This window comes from Clostridium vincentii (genome assembly GCF_002995745.1).
Lineage (GTDB): Bacteria > Bacillota > Clostridia > Clostridiales > Clostridiaceae > Clostridium > Clostridium vincentii.
Genome location: NZ_PVXQ01000010.1, coordinates 50,858 through 73,253 on the forward strand (window position 1 = coordinate 50,858; position 22,396 = coordinate 73,253).

A 22,396-nucleotide genomic window follows, 5' to 3' on the forward strand; every position below is an offset into this window, starting at 1 on the left:
TATGCTCCCTTCGGTGAATTGATAGTTATGGATAAAGCTCCAAGGAGAAAGTTCAATAATCAAAATCATAGATTTTGATTTTCACTTTTCCTCAAGGGATTTCAAAAAATTACGCAAAAAAGTTTAAGGACACGAATCAAAGATTCGTGTCCTTAAGCTTTCAACTTTCAACTCTCAACTTTCAACTCTCAACTTTCAACTCTCAACTTTCAACTCTCAACTTTCAACTCCCCAAAGGGGGTTAATTTCCTGCTTTCTTTTGAGCAGATAATATAATAGCACTTAAAGGAACAGCAATAACTATTCCAGTTACAACTTGAATAATATTACCTACAATATCCTTAGCAGCATAGGCTAATCCTTGGATCAACCCTATCTTTTCTGTTAAAAGCCCTGCAAGGATTGTTCCTGCTATAAAATAGCCTATGATCATAAATATTCCCCCTGCAATAAATGCTATTATATATTCTTTCTTAAAATTTTCAAATGCATTTTCTCCACCTATCTTTTCAATTATAGCCCCAACAATATAAGCCATTATCCCCTTAATTACAAAAGTAAATGGAGCCCATATAACATATCCACCTAAAATATCCACTAAAAGCATTCCAAATGCACTAGCAACAGCGCCCCTCTTTTTACCAAGTACTACAACTGATAGAAACACCATGGAATCCCCAATATGTACAAAACCTCCAACTGATGGAACTTTAATTATACTTCCTGCTAAATAAACTAAAGCAATCATTAATGCCATAATGACTAAGTCCTTTGTTGATAATCTCTTTTTTTCTTCCATTTCTTTTTGCCCCCTTTAATTTTATATAATTATTATATTCTGCCATAATATATTGTGCAAATGTATCGATACTTATCCCATTGTATTTTTTAATTTCAGTCATTTAATTGACAGTCAAAACCCTAAATCTTATAATATAAGTATTACTTAAAATAGGAAGAGGTGTTTTTTTTGTCAGAAAACCTTAATAATGAAAATAAGAAAGTTATTTTTAGTGGAATACAACCTTCTGGAGATTTAACTCTAGGAAATTATTTAGGAGCATTGAAAAACTGGGTTAAGCTTCAGGATGATTATACATGCTATTTCTGTGTTGTTGATATGCATGCTATAACAGTACGTCAAACTCCAGCTGATTTAAGGAGAAGAACTCTTGAATTATTATCAATATATATTGCTTCTGGAATTTCTCCAGAAAAAAATACTCTGTTTATTCAATCCCATGTTCCAGCTCATGCTGAATGCTGTTGGTTATTAACTTGTAATACATATATGGGTGAACTAAGCAGAATGACTCAATATAAGGATAAATCTAAAAAGTATGGAGATTCCATAGGTGTAGGTTTATTTAATTATCCTTCCCTAATGGCTGCAGATATACTTTTATATAACACAGATTTAGTTCCTGTTGGAAAGGATCAAACTCAACATTTAGAACTTACACGTGATATTGCTACAAGATTTAATAGTAGCTATAGCCCAACTTTTAAAATTCCAGAGGGATATATCCCGAAAATCGGTGCTAAAATTATGAGTTTACAAGAACCTTTAAAGAAAATGTCAAAGTCATCGGATAATCCAAATTCATATATACTTATTATGGATCCACCTGCAGTTATTAAAAAGAAGATAAGCCGTGCTGTAACAGATAGCTTAGGACTTATTAACTATACTGATGATCAGCCTGGAGTTAAAAATCTTTTAAACATATTGTCAGCTATAAAAGGAACTCCCCCTGAGGAATTAGTACTTTACTATGCAGGAAAGGGTTATTCAGATTTAAAAGCTGATGCGGCTGATTCTATTATCTCTGAATTATCTCCAATACAAGATAAGGTTCAGGAACTTTTAAAGGACAAAAGTTATCTTGAATCTATTTATAGAGAGGGCGCTGTTAAAGCTTCCCACGTTGCTAACAATACTCTTAGGAAGATGCAAAAGAAAATCGGTATGATTCCAAGATAAATTTGAAAGTGAGATTTTCTTATGTTAAAAAAATTATATAGTGTTTTAAGCAATAATTTTTATTTTTGCTTATTCTATTTGTTTGCCAGCTTGAGTTTTGTAACTATTTTAAATGAAATACCTTATATTAATCTTCTTTCAAAAGTTGCATTAGTATGGGGATTAGCTTTATCAGTAGTTCATATCATTAAAATAATTAAACGGTATCCAACCTTAATTGAATTATCTCTATACATCTTTTTAGGTTTCACACTGATTATTAACTTAATCTTCTATAGGTCTATAGAAAATTTAAAGATATGGCTTGTTACATTTATTATATTGTCATCTGTATTTTATATTAATTTAGATAAAAGTCATGATCAATTAGAGAAAGAACTGAAAATTATTTCTAATTTCATAGCAATATTTACATTTATATTTTCACTAGCTTCAACTATAATGTATTTTGCTAATATAACCTTTACTTTTGCTAGTGGAGTATACGGAGTGGATCAAGGTTTATATATTTATAAAAATTCCTTAGCGATTTCCGCTTCCATAGGTTTGTTAGTATCAGTTTATATGTCCGTAAAATATAAATATGAAAAAACCAAGTTTTTTCATTTACTTAACGTTATGTTGCAAATAATTCCTTTAGTTTTTTCTAACGGAATAAGTGCTTACCTCTTAATTATTACAATTCTTTTTGTATTAATTTTTATAAAATTTAAAAATAAAATTTTTAGGTCTGCCATGATTTTAGTACCTAGTATTTTTTCTATAGCAGGCTTTGCATTATTTCATGAAAAACTATATGATTTTTTATCTGGACGAAATGAACTTTGGTCTTCAGCTTGGCTATCCATAAAGGAAAACCCTCTATTTGGGGTAGGAAACGAAGCACTCGTGAGTAAAGTCGATTCAATGAGACCTGGTGTAGTTCTACCGGGGATTGATTCTGGTGGACTTCACAATATGTATCTACAAATTATAACTGTTAACGGGGTCATTGCTCTTATTCTATTTTTAATATTTATATATTTTATATTCATATTCTTAATAAAAAAATTAGATAGATCTTATGGTATTTATAAACGATCTGGAATTGTACTATTATCACTTTTAGTAGGAATATTATTTATAAACTTATTTGAGAGCAATTTAATCTATATAGTTAGTTTCATTTCAATAATATTTTGGATTTACTTAGGATATTTTCTTAGCCTTACATTTAAAAAGAACCATTAGTATTTTAAATACTAATGGTTCTTTTCATTTCATTATTTTTCCCAGGGTTTTGTCTCTAAGTAAGCGATAAAATCTTCTCTTAACCCATCTTTCTTTAGAGCATACTCAACAGTAGCTTGTAGAAATCCAAGTTTATCTCCTACATCATATCTTCTACCTTCAAAGTTATAGGCATACATAGCTTCTTGACTCATTAAAGTTTTTAATGCATCTGTTAATTGAATCTCTCCACCTTTACCTGGAGCAGTATTCTTTAATATATCAAAAATTTGTGGAGTTATAATATATCTACCAAGAATAGCTACATTACTTGGAGCATCTTCTTGAGCAGGTTTTTCTACAAGATCTTTAACCTTGTATACCCTATCTTCAATATGAAGCCCATCAACAATACCATACTTAGAAACATCTTCATCTGGTACAGTTTGAACTCCTAGGATGCTTGTTTTATATTCACTATAACAGTCCATTAATTGCTTAAGACATGGTACTTCACTATCTACAACGTCATCTCCAAGCATTACTGCAAATGGTTCATTTCCTACAAATGCCCTTGCGCAATAAATTGCATCACCTAAGCCTTTAGGTTCTTTTTGTCTTATATAATGTATATCAACCATATCTGATATACCTCTAACCATTTCTAAAAGTTCTGTTTTCCCTGATTTCTCAAGAGCCATTTCAAGTTCTACAGATTTATCAAAATGATCCTCTATGCACTTCTTATTTCTTCCTGTAATAATAAGTATTTCTTCAATTCCAGCAGCAACTGCTTCCTCTATAATAAATTGTATAGTTGGTTTATCTACTATTGGTAACATTTCCTTAGGTTGTGCCTTAGTAGCTGGTAAAAATCTTGTTCCCAGCCCCGCTGCAGGAATGATAGCTTTTCTGACTTTCATATTAGCCTCTCCTTTATTATGTTATCTATTAAATCTATTTTAACATATTTAAGAGGTTCTGTTAATCTAATTTTTTACAATCTTTACCTCTATAGCTTCTAATCTTAGAGCTTTCCCCTCGGTTCCTGCTAAAGCTCCATCGCGTACCCAAGCTCCCCAACCTTGATATTGTACATGAACTCTATATTCCACATGGTATCCGGTAGCTCCTTCAAGTTTAATCTTAATAGCTTCAAGCCTTAAAGATTTACCTTCTGATCCTGATAATTGATTAGCTGTTTTCCATTGTTTTTCCCATCCTAAATTTTGAATGTGAGTCATATATTTAATAGATGCTCCCTCTGGAAGATTTATAGCATTAATTTTTATTGCTTCTAATCTCAAAGATCTTCCTGATGTTCCTGAGGTTTGTCCATCGGATTTTAATGCTTGCCATCCTACCTTTTCTACATGGGTACTATATTGTACTCTTACTTCTTTTTTTACTACCTTAATTTGTATGGCTTCTAATCTTAGTGACCTTCCTGAGGTCCCTGCAACTTCATTAGAATACTTCCATTCTTGCCATCCATCATTTTGAACATGAACTCTATATTGAATTTCCATATCTGCCGGTAATCCAGAAGTTGCAATTTGTATTGCTTCTAGTCTCAACGATTTTCCTTCTGTACCTGATAGTTGTCCATTAGATTTCCAAGCTTGCCACCCTTGTAATTGTACATGGGTTCTATATGTGACAGTAGCTCCAGGATAATTTAGTAATTCGATTTTAATTGCTTCTAATCTTCTAGCTAGGCCTTCTGTTCCTCCAGATTCCCCATTGTATTTCATACTTTCCCATCCTGCAAGTTGAATATGTGTTTGATACATTATTCCTTGCTCTGGAGTTGATGATTGATTTATTTTAGTTATAGCACTTGAATCTACATAACCTCTAACATCCCAATCAAATTCTCCTTGAAATTCAGCTCCTCCATTTAGTATTTGAGAACTTCTAATTGGAGATACTTCATAACTTTGAGTTCCTCTACTATCTACCACGTTATTAGAGGATAGTATTACAGAACCTCCAATAGTTTCTTGATATCGAGTTATTTTACTCCCAACTGGGTAAATTACAGTTCCATTTGCCAATTTAAGAGTTGTGACTTTATTATATATACCTAACTGATAATAATCATAATCTGAAAGATTATTAATATTATTACCGCTTGATTTTTTGTCTATATTAAATACATGAGCTGCATTCTTTTCTCCCCAATAGGGGTCTGATGCATATCGTACATTCGCTCCTAATTCCTTATTTCCTAAGAATCCCCCATAATATCTAGAATCCTGAGGGTCAGAATATCCTTTAGATATCCAATACTTAGCAAATTCTTCAATACACGCGGCTACTGATTTATATTGATTAGCAGCTAATAAAGGGTCTGAATCAACTGCATTTAATCCAAAAATATTATTTTTACTTTGTGCGATTGATGAATTACCCCATCCTGATTCATTTATAGCCGTTCCTAATATTATAGCTGCATTTACTCCATATTTTTCTTGTACATTTATTAAAGTTTCACCAATTCCTCTTAATTTACTAGTACTAGTTGTATTACTAGTTATAAAAGAATTCAATTGTGCTGCAGTATAGCTTGTCTCACTTCTAAAAGGTAAATATTGAAAATAATTATAGAAAGCACTACTAGTATTTATAGCGTTTGCTCTTGTATTCGATTTATAATTTGATATTAAAGTACTTAAATTAGTATAAAAATATTTTCCATCATAACTATAATACTTGGTCCCAGTCTTTAAATATGATGGCGCTACACTAACAGCTATTGTATAACCCTTTGTAGCAGTTTTATCTGTCACATCTGATGATATATAATGATATAATTGTCCGTTCTCAACTTTAAAATAGCTAGGATTATACACCTGATTAATTGGTACTACTGTAAAATCATATGTTCCTGTACCAGTATCTTTTTTTGCCCAACCGGTATATCCGTTAACCATTACCTTAACTGCATTTTGCGTTTCCGCTATAATAGGAACGTCTTCAATATAGTTATGATTTATATAATACGATGTATTACTACTTCCAACTCCGCTTTCACTATCATGTAGGTATGTTATCTGACTATTATCCACTGATCCATTAGTATATTTTATAGCTCGTCCCATAGAACTAGTAGCATATACAGCAATACCTTTACTATCTAATACACTAGGTATAAGAGTTTCCGAATTATCGCTACTAGCTGATTTTTTTTGGCTAATTTCCACTTCCTGATTATTTGCTATTTCCATAGCCTCGTCTAGAGTATCTGCTCCCTGTACAAAAATGAATTCCCCATTATCCTTAGCAAGGGCAACCTCAAAATTAGAATCCGTCTTAGGCACTAAAAAATCTGAATCTATTGAGCTATCATAAGCCTCTTTAAATTCTTCCTTCTCCATGTCCTCTACAAACTCCTCAGATTTCGCATCAATTTGCGCTTCTGGTTTTTTAACCGTTTCGTAAACTTGTCCACTTATTAAATCTGATTTAGACTCTTCTGGAATTGTTTGTTCTTCTTCTGGACTTGTTTGTTCTTCTTCTAGAATTGTTTGTTCTTCTTCTAGAATTGTTTGTTCTTCTTCTAGAATTGTTTGTTCTTCTCCTTGACTTTCTTTTTCTTCTACCAAAGCAGATTCTTCTTTTGAATCAATAGCTTGTACTACTACAGTAGGAGAAATCGCTGGTAAAATTATACTTATACCAAACATAATATTAAGAATTATTACAAATACCTTCTTCAACTTTTCATCCCCTTAGTTTATATTTTCACTATGTTTATTATTATATAACATTTCTCTATAACTTTCTTCATATATATATAATTACCCCAAAATATCTACAAAAAAAGCTCTGCTAAGAAGGTGAATATTTACACCTACTTAACAGAGATAATTTTATTTTTTAAATTTATCTTTTTGCTGTCTGGTTAATTTTTAATAATATTTATTCATCATTGTAATAATGAATATAATAACAAAAATCAATCCAGTAAATAGAAACTTCAAATCTGTAGTACCATCATTATCTTTATCTACTTTTCCATTAGATAATAATGTTAACAGCCCTATTAATGGGACTAGATATCGTCCTTGAACTCCCTCTATTATCGAGCTTTCAACTGGAGTCCAACTTAAAAATAATATGAAGCAAGTAACTGCATATACCCCTACAGCAACTATCATAATACCATATTTTGTTTTCCTACCGAGTATTTCCTTATTGGGATAAAGTAATACTACTGACCCCATAAAAATAGAATATAATATCATACTACCAGCATTCAAACCATAACTAAGCCAGCCAAATGTATTTAATTGTTGTAAATAAACCCCTATGTTATCAAGCAATGCTACTGAAAATATCTTAACAAAATGTACTGGATCATTTAATATATACATTATTTGCCCTTTAATATCAATATTATTTACTTCATAAAAACTGTTAAAGGGTGATACTGCTGAGTTTATTATTGCAAAGCCTCCCCATCCAAGAGAAACAAGAGCTACTAATAATACAAATAAAAAGCTCTTATAATAAGTTTTATTATTTATAAACTTTGATTTAGGTAAAAATATTATAAGCCCTCCTAGTATACAATAAGGAAGTTTAACTAATCCTAATACAATACTCAGAGTAGAATATATAGCAATTTCTTTTATACTAATATTTTCTTTCTTATATAAATGCAGAAAGTATCCTATACATAGAAATCCTAGTCCGTATGTTGTTGCATCCGGATTAAATGAACTAGCTATAAATATTGCCATTGGCATTATAGCAATCAACCCCAAAGGAACTTTAAACATAGGCGCTATTTTAATTGCAAATCTAACCATTAATGCATAGGCTATAAGATTAAATAGTTTTCCTAAAATTAAAATCATAAAACTATTAAGTCCAATAAGTTTACCCAATAAGATCCCTAATGTTTGCGGAATATATCCTATAAATAAGTTCGTATTGGCATAATTGCTTGCTTGATATTCCTGATTGCTATCAACTTCACTATTAAATAGAGTTGTAGTTTGTAATGTAGAGTAATTATCTAATAATATATCTCTTACACTATTAGACACCTTATATTTCGAGATATCCCCTGTAACAAAAAGGATCCCCTGTGACGTTAAATCCGCCCTAGCTATATGAGCATGATCATCAGGTGTGTCCAATACTGGATTAAATGCTACAGTAAACATTCCTGTAAGTAAAATAATTGCGAATATACTATTATGAACTTTTTTTACGTCAATACCTAATACTAGAATACAACAGGATACATATAATAATACTAATGCAATAGGATATATACCATGGAATTTAGGATATGTAATTCTTGTATAAACTACATTACTCACTTGGTCCTTGTCTATTAACATAGTTTCTTTATCTGCTTTTCCTGTATAGATTATTAATGCATTTTGTGGATCTACATTATTACTTGATATTTTCAAAGTCAAATCTTTACCTTTGACATTATCTAACTTTGGTAACATTAATGAGATTAATTGTTCTTGTTCTAAATCTAAGGTATCTATATCTATATCAACTATACTTTCATCATTATTCTCTATACTAATATTATACTTAGTTGACTTTGTTGGATTGTTTTTTCCTACGTTTATACATAACTCTATGGGCTCATTATATTCAACGTGAATTTTCTGCATTATAGTTTCATTTGATACTATCTGAGCTTTCCCATCGTCAATTTTATAGTTCTCTCTATATTTTAGATCCTTATAAAAATAGCTAAAGAATATAGTGATAATTGTTAATACTATTATCAGCATATATCTTTGTTTAATTCTCTCTTTAGCTATATTTGCAATGTTTTTCAAATTAATTATTATTTTTTTATTATCCATTTTATTTATCCCCTACATTTCATTTGTATCTAGACTTTTTGCATAAGCTTTTGATAAAATCTTAGCTATTGGCTTTGGCCAGAATTTCCTATACATAGCATAATCTTCAGATTGTCTAACATTATTCGCAATAGAATTAGTAGTTTCTGATTCTCCATGTATTCTATGATAAATTAAATCTTTATTTATATATACGAATTCCCCGTTTTCTTTAGAAAATTTGTACCATGTATCCCAATCTAAAGAACATTTCATCTCTGAAGTAAATATTTTCTTCTCTTTATTCTCTTTATTATAAGTTACTGAAGGACAACATATCGGAGAACCTAATGATAAAATCCGTCTTCTTAAAAACTTACTACCTGTTAATATATTACATCTAAGTGGAAGTAACATAATTTTTTTTATTTTAAGATTTAAAGTTAATGGAATAATTTTCCCATCTTTAACTTCCCTATAATCAGTAAAAAATAGAATCTGTTTTTTCTTATCATTTGTATATTTCTTTAAGGTATAACTATAACTTTCATCATAAATATCATCTTGATGAGCAATTGTTACATATTTGCTATCAGCCTTTGAATAAGCAAAATTCCAATCATCTTGTATCCCTGGCTTACCTTCTCTTTCATATAATGGAATTTTATATTTTTCTGCCAAGGATTTTATATATTCATTTGGAGTTGCAGTTGTTATTATAACTCGAGATTTTACTTTTTGTTCTAGAACTGATTTTATACATTCCTCCAAATAAGAGGACTCCTTATATGCCGTAATTGCGAAAGTATGATCATCAAACTTATTCATTAAACCACCTACTTTTTAAAATTAATAATAGCCACACCTAATAAGATTAGTATACTTCCTGCAATTTTTGATAAAGTTAAGGTTTCCTTAAATATCAATACTGCTAATATAAATGTTGCTACTGATATTACTCCAGTTGTTACCGGAACAATATATGTAAGATCAAACTTAGATATCAAGAACATATACATTAAAAAACTACATACATAACTCAATAACCCTAATATGGATATAAAACTTATTTTAAAACTAGACATTCCAATAGAAATTGACACTAAAGGTTCCTTTTCTACTCCTAACTTGAATAAAATTACCCCAGATACCGTAAGTACCATATATACGCCTATTAATATATAATTTACCATCTTCGACTCCTTCATATTACACCATTTCATCCTTTTTTTCATCAGATAAGTCTCTAACTTGCTTCTCTAATAAGCCCAATTTTTGAGTTAAAACTCTAACTGTTTGGTTTAAACCTGAAACAATAGATGTTAGAGTAATCAGTATTATAAGTACAAACATACCTGCTAATATTAATGCACTATTTATAGGAGTATCAATCCCAATAATACTTGATATAAAATACATTGATGTTGGAAAAATTGTAACTATAAGCAAGACTATAGCTGCAATTAGCCATAATAAAGTATACTTTAAATTTAATTTTTTCTTTTTAAGCAAATGTATAATAATAACTAAATATATTATTATAGCTACGATAAAAAATATCTGTAATTTTGAATTCAATGTAAACCCTCCTAAGAACTTCACTATATATTTTATTTTGAATAAATTTATTTAAACATTAATGAAAGATAACGCAATAGCATTATCTTTCATTAAGATTCTATATGAAAATTAACGGGAAAACTTCCGCCTATTGCTTAGCCTACATAATATTATTGCTAATGAAACCTTTATCATATAGTATACTGATGTAGAAGTATTAATAGATGATTCTCCTTCTTTTCTCTCATGCATTATAACTGGAACCTCTTTAACCCTGTATCCGTTTAAAACGCTGTCAATTATAGCCTCAGGTTCAGGATAGTCTTGTGCATAAACATCTGCAAACCTTTTGGTTAAATCTTTTGAAGTAGCTCTAAATCCACTTGTAGTATCAGTAATTTCTTGTCTACAGCATAATTTTATGAGCCCTTTAAGGAAATTTATCCCTAGTCTTCTCATAAAGGATGTTTGGAATCCTTCTTTTTCTATAAATCTTGATCCAATTACCATATCAGCCTCACCATTTATTATTGGTTCAATTAGCTTTTCTATGTATATAGGATCATGCTGTCCATCACCATCAATCTGAATCGCTATATCATAATTGTTTTCAACAGCATATCTGTATCCAGTCTGAACTCCGCCACCTATTCCTAAATTTACCGGCAGTGATATATAATTAAATCCATTGTCTTTAATTATCTTTTCTGTGGAATCTTTAGAACAATCATTAATAATGATATAGTCTACATTACTACATTTTTGTTGTAAATTTTCAACTACACCAATAATATTTTTTTCTTCATTATAAGCTGGAATAATTACTAATATCTTCATTTAATCACCCTGTATTCTTATATATGTATACTACATATATCTTAAATTTAAATAGTCCTTTATGTAGTTTATCATATTTTTTTATAGGTGTAAAGGTTGTAAAACATTGTATAAAAAAACCATTAAGTAGCTTTATTTTTCCACTACTTAATGGTTTTTTAAATATTTTAGTATCTAGCTTTAACAGCTGAAGTAATACCATTTACTTCTGCTTGCTGGATACTAGCATTATTTAATAAGCTTGCTTCTGTAGGATTTGTTAAGAATCCACATTCAACAAGTATTGCTGGCATTTTAGTATTTCTAAGAACTGATAAGCTATATCCTAAAGAGGATACATCTCCCTTTCCGCCCTTATTAATAAATCCGGTATTTGCACTCATACTACTTGCTGTTGCTATTGCTAAATCTCTTCCTTTTGATATTTTATCTGCATTTTGTACTACAGATGCATCATCTGGGGTAGTTCTCTGAGTATAATATACCTCTGAACCTCTAGCGCTTGAGCTAGGGCTTGCATTATGATGAATACTGATAAATAAATCAGCATTCAAGCTATTAGCAATTACAGCTCTGTTTTTCAAACTAGTAGATAAATCAATAGTACTCCTATCTAGGGCACTTCTTGTTAAAACTACTGCATATCCTTGAGCTTTAAGTGTGCTTTCAAGTCTTAATGCAACTGCCATGTTCATTACTGTCTCATCATACTTTACTCCATTAATAATTGACACAGCTCCATAATCCCCACCGTAGTTGTGACCTGGATCTACTACTATTAACTTTGTCTTTGATTTATTATAAAATTCTCTTTCCATGCTATTTTTGCTTCCATCAACAGCTATAACTTCAACTTTTATAGTGTGTTTACCTGCCGCTAATGAACTAACATTAACTTTTGATTGATATCCACTGGTTTCAGTTGCTTGATAGTTTTTGTAAGCATTTTTAACATCTAGTCTGCTTATTCCAATGGTAGCACTACTCTTAAACACTCCATCAATATATATATTAACAGCCGTTGTTTTAGAATCATTTGTGCCCCATCCACTTATTTGAACTTCATTACTAGTTATTACAGTTCCATCTGATGGTTCATCAATGGATCCAATAGGCGCATTTCTATTTACAGTAATGTTTTTTTGACTTTTGCCAACTGTACCATCTTTTGAAATTTCCTGTGTTGTAATCACTGCTGTTCCTCTTGGAATATTTGTAATATCCACTGATAATTCATATCCACTTTTTGCTATATTCATGTAATTAGCATAAGCAGAACTAACATCAGCTCTTGCAAAACTAGGAACAACTGTACCTTTTAATATGCCATTTACATATACTTTAACTTCCTTGACTCCAGCTCCTGAAATCGCCCAGCCGCTTACTTTCATAGTATTACCATTAATTGAATAACCTTCAACTGTTCCTAAAGAATCTAAATTCTGTACTTGTATATTTCTTACTTGAGTACTTATAGTATTATCATTAGATACTTCTTCAACCTTAATTACTCTCTTTCCTGGCGCCACATTAGATATATCAACTAATGCTTCATATCCACTTTTATCTGCATTAGGATAGTTTGGGAAAGCGTTTTTAATATCTGGTCTAATTACATTTGGTGTCAAAGTATTTTTCAATACTCCATCAACATATATTTTAATTTGTTTGACCCCTGTAGGTGATAAAGCCCAGCCTCTAACTTTCATAGACTTACCTTTTACAATACCACTTTCATTAGGTTCATCGATTCTTCCTACTGTTGTATTAACCTTTTTAATATTTATAGTTCTATTAGAAACATTAACACTATTGTCATTTGCTATCTCTTCAGTCCTAATAACTTTGTTTCCACCTGCTACATCTGATAAATCTACCATTACTTCATAGCCACTTGTTCCTGCATTTGGATAATTTGAGAAAGCATTCTTAATATCTGGTCTTGAATTGCTTGGTACTACTGTTCCTTTTAGCACTTCATTAACATAGATATTAACTTTTTTAATTCCTGAAGGAGCTATTGCCCAGCCTCTTACTTTTACAGAAGTTGCTGTTACTTCTTTTCCTTCAGATGGTTCATCTATTCTACCTAAAGCTGATACCTTTTTCACATTAATTTTTCTTTCAGAAATATTAACGCTATTATCATTAGCTATCTCTTCTGCTCTAATAACCTTGCTTCCAACTGCTATGCCTGATAAATCTACCATTACTTCATAGCCACTTGTTCCTGCATTTGGATAATTTGAGAAAGCATTCTTAATATCCGGTCTTGAAGTGCTTGGTACTACCGTTCCTTTTAGTACTCCGTCAACATAAATGTTAACTTTTTTTATTCCTGAAGGAGCTATTGCCCAACCTCTTACTTTTACTGAAGTTGAGGTTACATCATTCCCTTCAGACGGTTCATCTATTCTACCTAAAGATGATAATTTTTTAATATTAATTTTTCTTTCAGAAACATTGATACTATTATCATTTGATATCTCTTCAGTTTTTATAACCTTGCTTCCGCCTGCTATATCTGATAAATCTACCATTAATTCATAGCCACTTGTTTCTGCTCCTGGGTATTTTGAAAAAGCATTTTTGATATCCAGTCTTGATTTATTGGGAGTTACAGTTCCCTTTAACTTTCCATCAACATATACTTTAACTTCTTTAACTCCAGTGCTAGAAATTGCCCAACCTCTTACCTTAATACTGTTAGCACTAATATTTTCGCCTTCATTAGGCTCATCTATTCTTGCTACAGCTTGCAATCTCTTAACAACTATAGTTTTTGTTTGTTTAAGTACTGTTGCATCATTACCAACCTGTTCTACTGTTACAGTTTTAGTTCCAGCTGATAATTGACTGATATCTACATCTAATTTATAGCCACTAGTACTTGTGTTAGAATATGATTGTTTATAGATAGATGCTACATCAGGCCTATTTAATCCAATAGTTGCTTTCCCCTTTAATACTCCATCAATATAAACCTTTACTTCTTTAACCCCTGAAGGATTAATAGACCATCCGCTTACAGTAAGAGTGTTACCGTTAACTTGTTGATTTAAAGAAGGTTCTTCTATATTACCTATTAATTCCTTACTGTTGCCAAGATCAGATAAACTGCTCCCTTGAAGCTTATTTAGAGTATTATATCTAGTCATTATCTCTACTCCATAACTTGTACTTGGGGCCCACTTTCCGCCAAGAGCTGTTACAGTTTTAGCTATTCCGCTAATACTTGTAAAATGCCTTGGATCATAAGTACTCTTTCTTGGATATCCTGATGCACCTGCATATAATGCTAAATGATCTAGATGAGCTTGTACACCCTCATCCCAAGAATTAAATTTCTGGTGCACATTAAGATCAGCATCATCTCCTCCAGTAGTAGTTTTTAAGCCACATGGATTATTATATGATTCATCTATTACTCCACCAAATTTTCCATACCCAGTCTCTTTTGCTGCTTGAATATATGCAACTGCTGGATTAACCTCTCCATGCGCAGACGCATACTTCCAATATAAATCAGCTAATCCTATAAATGTGCTAGTTGCTCCATTACTCTTGGCCCAGGTCTTAGCTACATCTACAGTTATTGCTGTACTAGATACTATGTTAATGTTATCTGCTGCTTGTACCATTCCAATTGGAAGTAAATTGTAGATAAATGTAACTAAAATCACAAAAACTAAGGACTTTTTCTTTCTCCGCATTTTCTTCCCCCCTTTCGTCATAAAATAATATGTTCCCACATCAAATTCTAGCATATTATGGGTGCATGGTAAATCATTTTTATTTTTTTATATAGAATATTTTTACTTATTTTGCATCTATTTCTTTCTAAAACAGTTATTTGGTGTTTTATTTACAATAACCCTAAAAAAAATATAGTTAGCCGATTTCTCAGCTAACTATAACTTGTTACTTATTTTTGGTTTTTCATAAACATTTCAATAGCTTCTTCCCAATTTCTCATTTCATCTCCAACAGTGCATCTAAGCATCATGTTATCTAATGAAGAGTACTCCGGTCTCTTAGCTGAGTTTGGGTAATCATCGGAATATTCAGCAGAAGTACAAGGATTTACTATGCACTTTTCTCCTGATAATTCCATAATCTTTTTAGCGAAATCATACCAGCTGCATTCGCCTTCACCAGTACAATGATATACTCCATACTCTTCAGTATTTACAAGTTTAAGAATATGATAAGCTAAGTCATTAGCATTTGTAGGATTTCCCCTTTGATCATTTACAACTTTTATAGAATCCTTATTTTTACCTAAGGTCATCATTGTATAAACAAAGTTCTTTCCAACATATCCATATAACCAAGCAGTTCTTACTATAAAGAACTTAGAAGAAAATTCTCTTACATAATCTTCACCCATTAGCTTAGTTGTACCATAAGCACTAGTTGGCTCTGGTTTATCATATTCAGCTAAAGGAACACTTCCTATTCCTGAAAAGACATAATCTGTAGATACATGAAGTAGCTTTGCCCCTATTTTTTCAGCTGCAATAGCTAAATTTCTTGCACCTAATGCGTTTACCTTAAAGGCTGCATCCTTATTGCTTTCACATCCATCAACGTTTGTGAAGGCTGCACAATTAATAATGGCATCTGGCTTTTCTTTCAACATAAATTCATTAACTTTTGCTATATCAGTAATATCTAATTCATCAACATCAACATATATTGTTTCACAATTTTTATAGTCTACTGGACATTTACCTATTTCAGCTTCTCCCGAAGTTAAAATAGTCTTAAATTCATTAGCTAATTGTCCTTTTCCACCTGTAATTACTATTTTCATTGTATAATCACCCTACAATCTAAATTATTTTTTACTTTCTAATTCTTCTATTACATCAAGTAAGTATGTTCCATAACCAGTCTTAAGTAAAGGCTGTGCTAATTCTCTAACCTTATCTGCACTAATCCAGCCTTGTCTATAAGCTATTTCTTCAAGACAAGCTATATAAGTTCCTTGAGTATTTTGAACTGCTTCAACAAAGTTTGAAGCTTGAAGCATTGATGCATGAGTTCCTGTATCAAGCCATGCCATACCACGTCCAAGAAGTTGAACCTTTAAAGTTTCTTCCTTCATATATACTATATTTAAATCAGTAATTTCTAATTCACCTCTAGAGGATGGCTTTAATGCCTTTGCCTTTGCAACTACAGTATTATCATAGAAATATAATCCTGGAACAGCATATTTTGACTTTGGTTGTTCTGGCTTTTCTTCTAATGATATAACTTTACCATCTTCATCAAATTCAACAACACCAAAAGATTTTGGATTTTGAACATAATATCCGAATACATAAGCACCCTCATTAAGCTCTGAAGCCTTCTTTAAGTGAGATGAGAAGTTTTGTCCGTAGAATATATTATCTCCTAAAATTAGAGATACAGAATCATCTCCTATAAACTTTTCTCCAATTATAAATGCTTCTGCTAGGCCATTAGGTTGTTCTTGAACTGCATATTCAATATTTAATCCAAGATCACTACCATCTTTAAAAAGTTCTTTAAATGTAACTATATCTCTTGGAGTTGATATAATTAATATATCTTTTATTCCTGTCAGCATTAATACTGACATAGGATAATAAATCATTGGCTTATCATAAATTGGAACCATTTGCTTAGACATTGCTTTTGTAACGGGGTATAGTCTTGTACCAGACCCTCCAGCTAATATTATACCTTTCAAATTGCTTCACCCTCTCTTATTCATATTGTATGAATTATACCATATCTATACTAAATTATATATTTTTTCATTTTTTTTAGGAAACATACTCATAAATATATACATTATCTATAGTATTAAAATATAATTCTTCAAAAATCGTCTCTCCATCTTTATTAAATTCACTTAAGTCATTACCACTCATAAAATACTTTATTCCTGTTTTATCTAGCTCATTTATATTAATATTAACTTTAACTACATCATTCTGAGCTAATTCAAAAGAATTTTCTTTCTCTGTAATTTCAACTATTATATGAGCAAATCTATTATATACATTTTCATACTCATTATTTTCATCTAAGCTTTGCCACATGTTTAAATCAGGATAATGATGTGCACTATTAAATACTTCAACACCATTTGCATTTAAAAATTCTCCTCCAACAAGGGAATCTACAGCTGCCCATTTACCTGAATCCACTTCATTTATCCTGGTTATAGCCTTACTAACTTCTTTTTCATATATAGGAGCTACTCCGCTACAAACTGGATTCACAAAAAATCCTGTTATCAGCATAAATACTACTACAAATGGTACCATCTCTTTTACATATCCTTTTACTATATAATAAATTAATATAGCAAATAGGATAATAGCCATAATAGTACCTCCAGCTCCTAAATACTCATAGGCTTGACTCTTATATAATGGTATAAATAATATACCCAAAGAAACTACAGTAACTATAATAGCCATACTAGTCTTATTTTTCTTCTCTAGTAAATTAGGTAAAAGTAAGCAGATTAAATATGTTCCTGCTAGCCCTAAAGTAATCCTCATTCTAGACTCAGGTACATATGAAAATAATGTTATCTTAGCTAAGAATTCTGGATACTTAAACAATGTAAATGAACACATTATTAACATGAATACTACTACTGCTATTATAAGTTTATTATTCCGATCTTTCCTATTCCTAAAGAAGAATAAAATAATAACTACTGGCAATAGACTTATATATCCACTAAGCTCTGAACTATTTGCATAAGGTACATCTTTATAGGGTAAGAGCCATCCAAACAAATAATTTCCTATACTAGCAAAATCTCGACTACCACCTAATTCTACTCTTGCTCCAGGATACACAGTTGAACTTAATAAAGTTAATGCATCCATAGCTGTATAAACAAAATATCCTATAACAGCAAAAATTAAAATAACTGATATCAAAAATATTGTTATATCTTTCCTTTTTATTTTATGCTTATTCTTTAATACAATAAACACCAGAAATATTAACGTTAAATACCCTAATGGAACTTGTATTGGAGGATATAAGGATATTACAAATCCAATCCCTGCTATAATAAACAACAGGGTATTTACAATTTTTAATTTAACATTAGATGTCCGTAAATAGTAATATATACTTACAACTAGTGCTTGTGAAAAAATAATTAAATCTACTATTGAAGAAAACCACCATTGACTAGCAGATGCAAAGGTAATTAACATTGCTCCGATAACAGCTATACTCTTATTTCTTTTCCCAAGTATTAATGCCATTTCGTAAGAAAGTATAAATAGACCTAATAATTTAAGATTCCAGTACCAAGAAAGTCCTCTCTCTTTATCTAAGAAAAAGAATCCCCAATTAAAAGGTTTTCCTATATTTGTTATGTCAAGAGCAGGAGAATATGCTGACACAACAATATCTTGTCCATCTGATCTTATATTAGGGTTAATTCTTGAAAGAGTTCCTTCTCCAGTTACTTGGGATAAATAAATTGGAGTTTGAACTAACCACTCGTCTGATCTAACATCTCTCGGTACCCCTGCATAGACTGTTTTTATTTCTTGGCCTCCATAATCTTTATAATAATCATCCCAAATACCTATAGAAGATCCTTGGATTTTAAATAAAACTAATATTATAAATATTATTGCTAAAATGTAATATCTTATTCTATGAATATTAAGTATATTTAAATATTTATTTTTTGTATTAATAACAATATAAACTGAACAATAAATTATTGTAATTAATATATATTTTAAATACACATGCCCATTAGAAGACTCACCATATTTACCAATATAATAATTAAGAATATATAAAATAAGTAGCGGTAAAATTGACCTTGTTATTTTACTAGTTTTTTCTTTCATTTAGCACCTCCTATTTTTTCTAAATAAACTTATCAGTTGTTTTCTACCACTCTTCTTTTACCCAGTAATTCTTATTAGAAGTATATTTAGATATCCTTTTTCTAGATAATTTCTCATATCTCGCTCCTAATTTATTTGCGATAAATCTCACTCCAAAATTAGGTATAATATCAAAAAAGGCTTTAAAATTCTTTTCTTTCAAGGAATTTATAGCTACAAACTTTACTAATTCTAAGGCACTACTTCCCGCACCTGAATCAGATATGTATTTGTGTTGCTTTAGAAATACTCCTTGATCGAAATATCTTTTAAATAATGAATTATAAGTGTACACATGGGAATGTATAACACAGGCATCGGCGCAGTATTTTATCTTATAGCCATTTTGAATAAGCTTATAGGATATATACATATCCTCATTAGTTAAAAGATTTTTTCCATCATAACCTTTTAACTCAACAAAAGTACTCCGTCTAATAGCAGCAGCAGCATCTGAATAAAAGTAAGTCATTATTCCTAACTTCTCTATATCTCTCTTAGATACTATTCGGCTTTCATTAGGATAATTTTTCATCCTTGTATATCTTTCAATAGTCCTATTTTCGCATATTTGCCTTGAGAAGGCTGCATCACATACTCCAGCCTTTATATCCCTTGTAAGCTTAAGCAGCCATTTATTATCTTCTATAATAACATCCTGTGTTATAAAAACAATTATATCGCCATCAGCCTTGAAAGCTTCATTTTCTCGTGTTTTGCTATGAGAAAATTCCTCAACTTCTAAAACACTATAATTAGCTTTAATATTTCTTAATATCTCTTCACTTTTATCCTTAGATTTAGTTAAAACATATCTGATATCAAAACTCTCTACACCTTCTTGTGTCATTAAACTTTTATCGAGTTTGCAAATAAATTTTTCTCCATTATATATAGGGCAAATTATTGATATATTCATATTTTTCTCCTAGTTTTCTGATAATTTAAAATCAGCTCTTTGTTTTGAAAAGTTAACATTATAATAAGGATCTTCTATATTCTCTCCCCAAATACCATTAAATAAATTCATCTCATTCTCAAGTCTCTTAATCTTCTCTTCATTGTCTTCCAAACCTCTAGACCTTGATTCATAATGATATAATTCAGCGTAAGGTGTAACTACATTTAAGTAACCACTTTTTCTAGCTCTCATACATAAATCCACATCATTATATGCAACAGCTAAATCTTCATTTAACCGCTCTAATTCCTCAAAAAGAGATCTTCTAATCATTAAGCAAGCCCCAGTAACTGCCGAAACATTTAAAATCATAAATAATCTTCCCATATGACCACCATCATATCGTCCAAGACCCTTACCAAGATGTTCAGCTACTCCTCCAACCCCAAGGACTACTCCATAATGTTGTATAGTATCATCTTTATAATAAAGTTTAGCCCCTACTGCTCCAACTTGTGGTCTTTGGGCATGCATAAGCATTTCTTCAAGCCAATTCTCAGAAATCACCTCTACATCATTATTTAATAAGAGGATGAATTCTCCATCACTATTCTCAATTCCAAAATTATTAATTGCAGAATAATTAAATTCTCTTTCCCACGTAACAACCTTTATATTGATCCGTCTCTCTATTTCTTTATAATACTCAAATATATTTTTATCTTCACTATTATTTTCTACTACTACTATTTCATAGTTCTTATATCTAGTTTTACTTAAAATAGAATCTATACAATTTTTCAAAGTACTAATCTCATCTTTATTAGGAATTATAATTGACACTTTTTTATCTTCATTAATATTATAATTTACCTTGTAACATCCGCCAAAAGCACCATTCACAACGGTTCCCTTCTCATCTATTCTATCAAGGTGCGCTTGAACAGCACGTCTTCCTGCATCTATACAATATTCCTTTGCTCCGATTCCTCCTGCAGTAGAATCTCTATGAACTCTCCAATGATATAAAACCTTAGAGATATGTGCTATTTTTTTAGCCTTCTCTGTTAGTCTAAGAATAATATCATAATCTTGACTACCATCAAATTTATGATTAAAATTACCTACCTTATCTAAAAGACTTTTTGAGAATACTGAGAAATGACAAATATAATTACAGCTTCTAAAAGTATCTGGAGCCCAATCTTGCTTAAAGTGAGGATCAAAATATTCCTCGCACTTTTCATCAATCTTATCTTCATCACTATATAAAAATTCAACATCTCTATCTTCATTTAACCTCTTTACATATTCATATAAAGCATTTTCGGTTAATAAATCATCATGATCTAATAAACCTACATATTCTCCAGTAACAAGTTTAAGAGCTTCATTTGAATTCCCTGATATCATATAGTTCTCAGTTAAATAATTCACCCTTATTCTTTTATCTTGCTTCTCATATTCCTTAAGTCTCTTAATAGTATCCTGATTAGAGCTAGCTCCATCTGCAATACATAATTCCCAATTAGTATAACTTTGATTTATAACCGAATCTATAACCTCTTCTAGAAATACTATCTTTGTATTGAAAGTTGGAATTATAATGCTAATCTTAGGATTATATTCAAAAGCATGATTTCTTTCATTAGCTAATTGATCTGCTGTAGGCAACATTTTTCTAATCCATTTATCATAGCTTACACCCTCGTTAACCTTTGAATTAATCTTATACTTTGATTTATAATATGTAGCTTTTAGTCCATTGGTTTTTATCCCTCTTATTACTTTTTTAATATTATTAGAGTTAAGAACTCTTAAAGCTTTACTAATTGACATTCCTTGATTATCTTTCTTTATCCAAGCTTTAGGATTAATCTCTGTCCTGCTCTTACTCTCTCCAGACTCAGCTATTAGAACTATCTTTTTACTATAAGGGGTACTTATACTAAAACCTGCATCCATAGCAGCTTCTTCACCATTAAATTTATCAAAAACATCCTTTCTTTTTATAACAGTTTTATCAAATTTATCAGTTCCCTCTATTGATATACTCATTTCTTCAATACTATTTTTATAAGCCCAACCCTGAATAATAACATCATTATCCTTAATTAACACCTTATCAATACAACATTCTAATTTAGACACATACTCACCATCCTAA

16 protein-coding genes are annotated in these 22,396 nt (G+C 30.7%); 2 read left to right on the top strand and 14 right to left on the bottom strand.

Features of this window, described 5'->3' with window-relative positions; translation table 11 throughout:
- Positions 1-241 precede the first annotated feature (241 nt).
- On the bottom strand, positions 242-799 hold the full coding sequence (locus CLVI_RS06395) for an ECF transporter S component (protein ID WP_106059282.1): 558 nt from the start codon (positions 797-799) through the stop codon (positions 242-244).
- Between the two features lie 171 nt (positions 800-970).
- Here CLVI_RS06395 and trpS point away from each other — a divergent pair, with 171 nt between their 5' ends.
- Together trpS and CLVI_RS06405 are read left to right on the top strand one after the other, a co-directional pair.
- Positions 971-1,984 carry a tryptophan--tRNA ligase gene (trpS, locus tag CLVI_RS06400; RefSeq protein ID WP_106059283.1) on the top strand — a complete coding sequence of 338 codons (1,014 nt, stop codon included), beginning with the start codon at positions 971-973 and terminating at the stop codon, positions 1,982-1,984.
- Between the two features lie 21 nt (positions 1,985-2,005).
- Complete coding sequence (locus CLVI_RS06405; protein WP_106059284.1) at positions 2,006-3,214, top strand: O-antigen ligase family protein; 1,209 nt, start codon at positions 2,006-2,008, stop codon at positions 3,212-3,214.
- A gap of 32 nt (positions 3,215-3,246) precedes the next feature.
- Here the strand turns inward: CLVI_RS06405 and galU are convergent, their stop codons facing one another.
- From galU to CLVI_RS06475, 13 genes are all read right to left on the bottom strand, one after another.
- Positions 3,247-4,116 carry a UTP--glucose-1-phosphate uridylyltransferase GalU gene (gene galU / locus CLVI_RS06410; protein ID WP_106059285.1) on the bottom strand — a complete coding sequence of 290 codons (870 nt, stop codon included), beginning with the start codon at positions 4,114-4,116 and terminating at the stop codon, positions 3,247-3,249.
- A gap of 66 nt (positions 4,117-4,182) precedes the next feature.
- A complete protein-coding gene (locus tag CLVI_RS06415) occupies positions 4,183-6,915 on the bottom strand; it encodes a glucosaminidase domain-containing protein (protein ID WP_106059286.1) in 2,733 nt (910 codons plus the stop codon).
- A gap of 192 nt (positions 6,916-7,107) precedes the next feature.
- Positions 7,108-9,039 (bottom strand): DUF2142 domain-containing protein, encoded by a 1,932-nt coding sequence (locus CLVI_RS06420; protein ID WP_106059287.1) that lies wholly within the window; start codon positions 9,037-9,039, stop codon positions 7,108-7,110.
- Between the two features lie 12 nt (positions 9,040-9,051).
- Positions 9,052-9,846 (bottom strand): glycosyltransferase, encoded by a 795-nt coding sequence (locus CLVI_RS06425; protein ID WP_106059288.1) that lies wholly within the window; start codon positions 9,844-9,846, stop codon positions 9,052-9,054.
- 8 nt (positions 9,847-9,854) lie between these two features.
- Complete coding sequence (locus CLVI_RS06430) at positions 9,855-10,211, bottom strand: EamA family transporter (RefSeq protein ID WP_170065609.1); 357 nt, start codon at positions 10,209-10,211, stop codon at positions 9,855-9,857.
- A 16-nt stretch (positions 10,212-10,227) separates the two neighbouring features.
- Positions 10,228-10,596, bottom strand: a complete 369-nt coding sequence (locus CLVI_RS06435; protein WP_170065610.1) for a DUF2304 domain-containing protein — start codon at positions 10,594-10,596, stop codon at positions 10,228-10,230.
- 111 nt (positions 10,597-10,707) lie between these two features.
- Entirely contained in the window at positions 10,708-11,415 is a 708-nt protein-coding gene (locus tag CLVI_RS06440) for a glycosyltransferase family 2 protein (RefSeq protein ID WP_106059291.1), read from the bottom strand.
- 167 nt (positions 11,416-11,582) lie between these two features.
- Positions 11,583-15,128 (bottom strand): N-acetylmuramoyl-L-alanine amidase, encoded by a 3,546-nt coding sequence (locus CLVI_RS06450; RefSeq protein ID WP_106059293.1) that lies wholly within the window; start codon positions 15,126-15,128, stop codon positions 11,583-11,585.
- 212 nt (positions 15,129-15,340) lie between these two features.
- Positions 15,341-16,231 (bottom strand): dTDP-4-dehydrorhamnose reductase, encoded by an 891-nt coding sequence (gene rfbD, locus CLVI_RS06455; RefSeq protein ID WP_106059294.1) that lies wholly within the window; start codon positions 16,229-16,231, stop codon positions 15,341-15,343.
- A gap of 24 nt (positions 16,232-16,255) precedes the next feature.
- Positions 16,256-17,137 (bottom strand): glucose-1-phosphate thymidylyltransferase RfbA, encoded by an 882-nt coding sequence (gene rfbA, locus CLVI_RS06460; RefSeq protein WP_106059295.1) that lies wholly within the window; start codon positions 17,135-17,137, stop codon positions 16,256-16,258.
- Between the two features lie 76 nt (positions 17,138-17,213).
- A complete protein-coding gene (locus tag CLVI_RS06465; RefSeq protein WP_106059296.1) occupies positions 17,214-19,289 on the bottom strand; it encodes a DUF7657 domain-containing protein in 2,076 nt (691 codons plus the stop codon).
- A 43-nt stretch (positions 19,290-19,332) separates the two neighbouring features.
- Positions 19,333-20,247: a glycosyltransferase family 2 protein gene (locus CLVI_RS06470; RefSeq protein ID WP_106059297.1), complete on the bottom strand. Its 915-nt coding sequence runs from the start codon at positions 20,245-20,247 to the stop codon at positions 19,333-19,335.
- 9 nt (positions 20,248-20,256) lie between these two features.
- A complete protein-coding gene (locus CLVI_RS06475; protein ID WP_106059298.1) occupies positions 20,257-22,380 on the bottom strand; it encodes a glycosyltransferase family 2 protein in 2,124 nt (707 codons plus the stop codon).
- Between the last annotated feature and the right edge of the window lie 16 nt (positions 22,381-22,396).

Coding starts and splice junctions, on each gene's coding strand:
- CLVI_RS06430 (WP_170065609.1), bottom strand. CDS start 10,211: ATGGTAAATTATATATTAATAGGCGTATATATGGTACTTACGGTATCT.
- CLVI_RS06425 (WP_106059288.1), bottom strand. CDS start 9,846: ATGAATAAGTTTGATGATCATACTTTCGCAATTACGGCATATAAGGAG.
- CLVI_RS06405 (WP_106059284.1), top strand. CDS start 2,006: ATGTTAAAAAAATTATATAGTGTTTTAAGCAATAATTTTTATTTTTGC.
- CLVI_RS06420 (WP_106059287.1), bottom strand. CDS start 9,039: ATGGATAATAAAAAAATAATAATTAATTTGAAAAACATTGCAAATATA.
- CLVI_RS06440 (WP_106059291.1), bottom strand. CDS start 11,415: ATGAAGATATTAGTAATTATTCCAGCTTATAATGAAGAAAAAAATATT.
- CLVI_RS06470 (WP_106059297.1), bottom strand. CDS start 20,247: ATGAATATATCAATAATTTGCCCTATATATAATGGAGAAAAATTTATT.
- CLVI_RS06465 (WP_106059296.1), bottom strand. CDS start 19,289: ATGAAAGAAAAAACTAGTAAAATAACAAGGTCAATTTTACCGCTACTT.
- galU (WP_106059285.1), bottom strand. CDS start 4,116: ATGAAAGTCAGAAAAGCTATCATTCCTGCAGCGGGGCTGGGAACAAGA.
- CLVI_RS06450 (WP_106059293.1), bottom strand. CDS start 15,128: ATGCGGAGAAAGAAAAAGTCCTTAGTTTTTGTGATTTTAGTTACATTT.
- CLVI_RS06395 (WP_106059282.1), bottom strand. CDS start 799: ATGGAAGAAAAAAAGAGATTATCAACAAAGGACTTAGTCATTATGGCA.
- rfbD (WP_106059294.1), bottom strand. CDS start 16,231: ATGAAAATAGTAATTACAGGTGGAAAAGGACAATTAGCTAATGAATTT.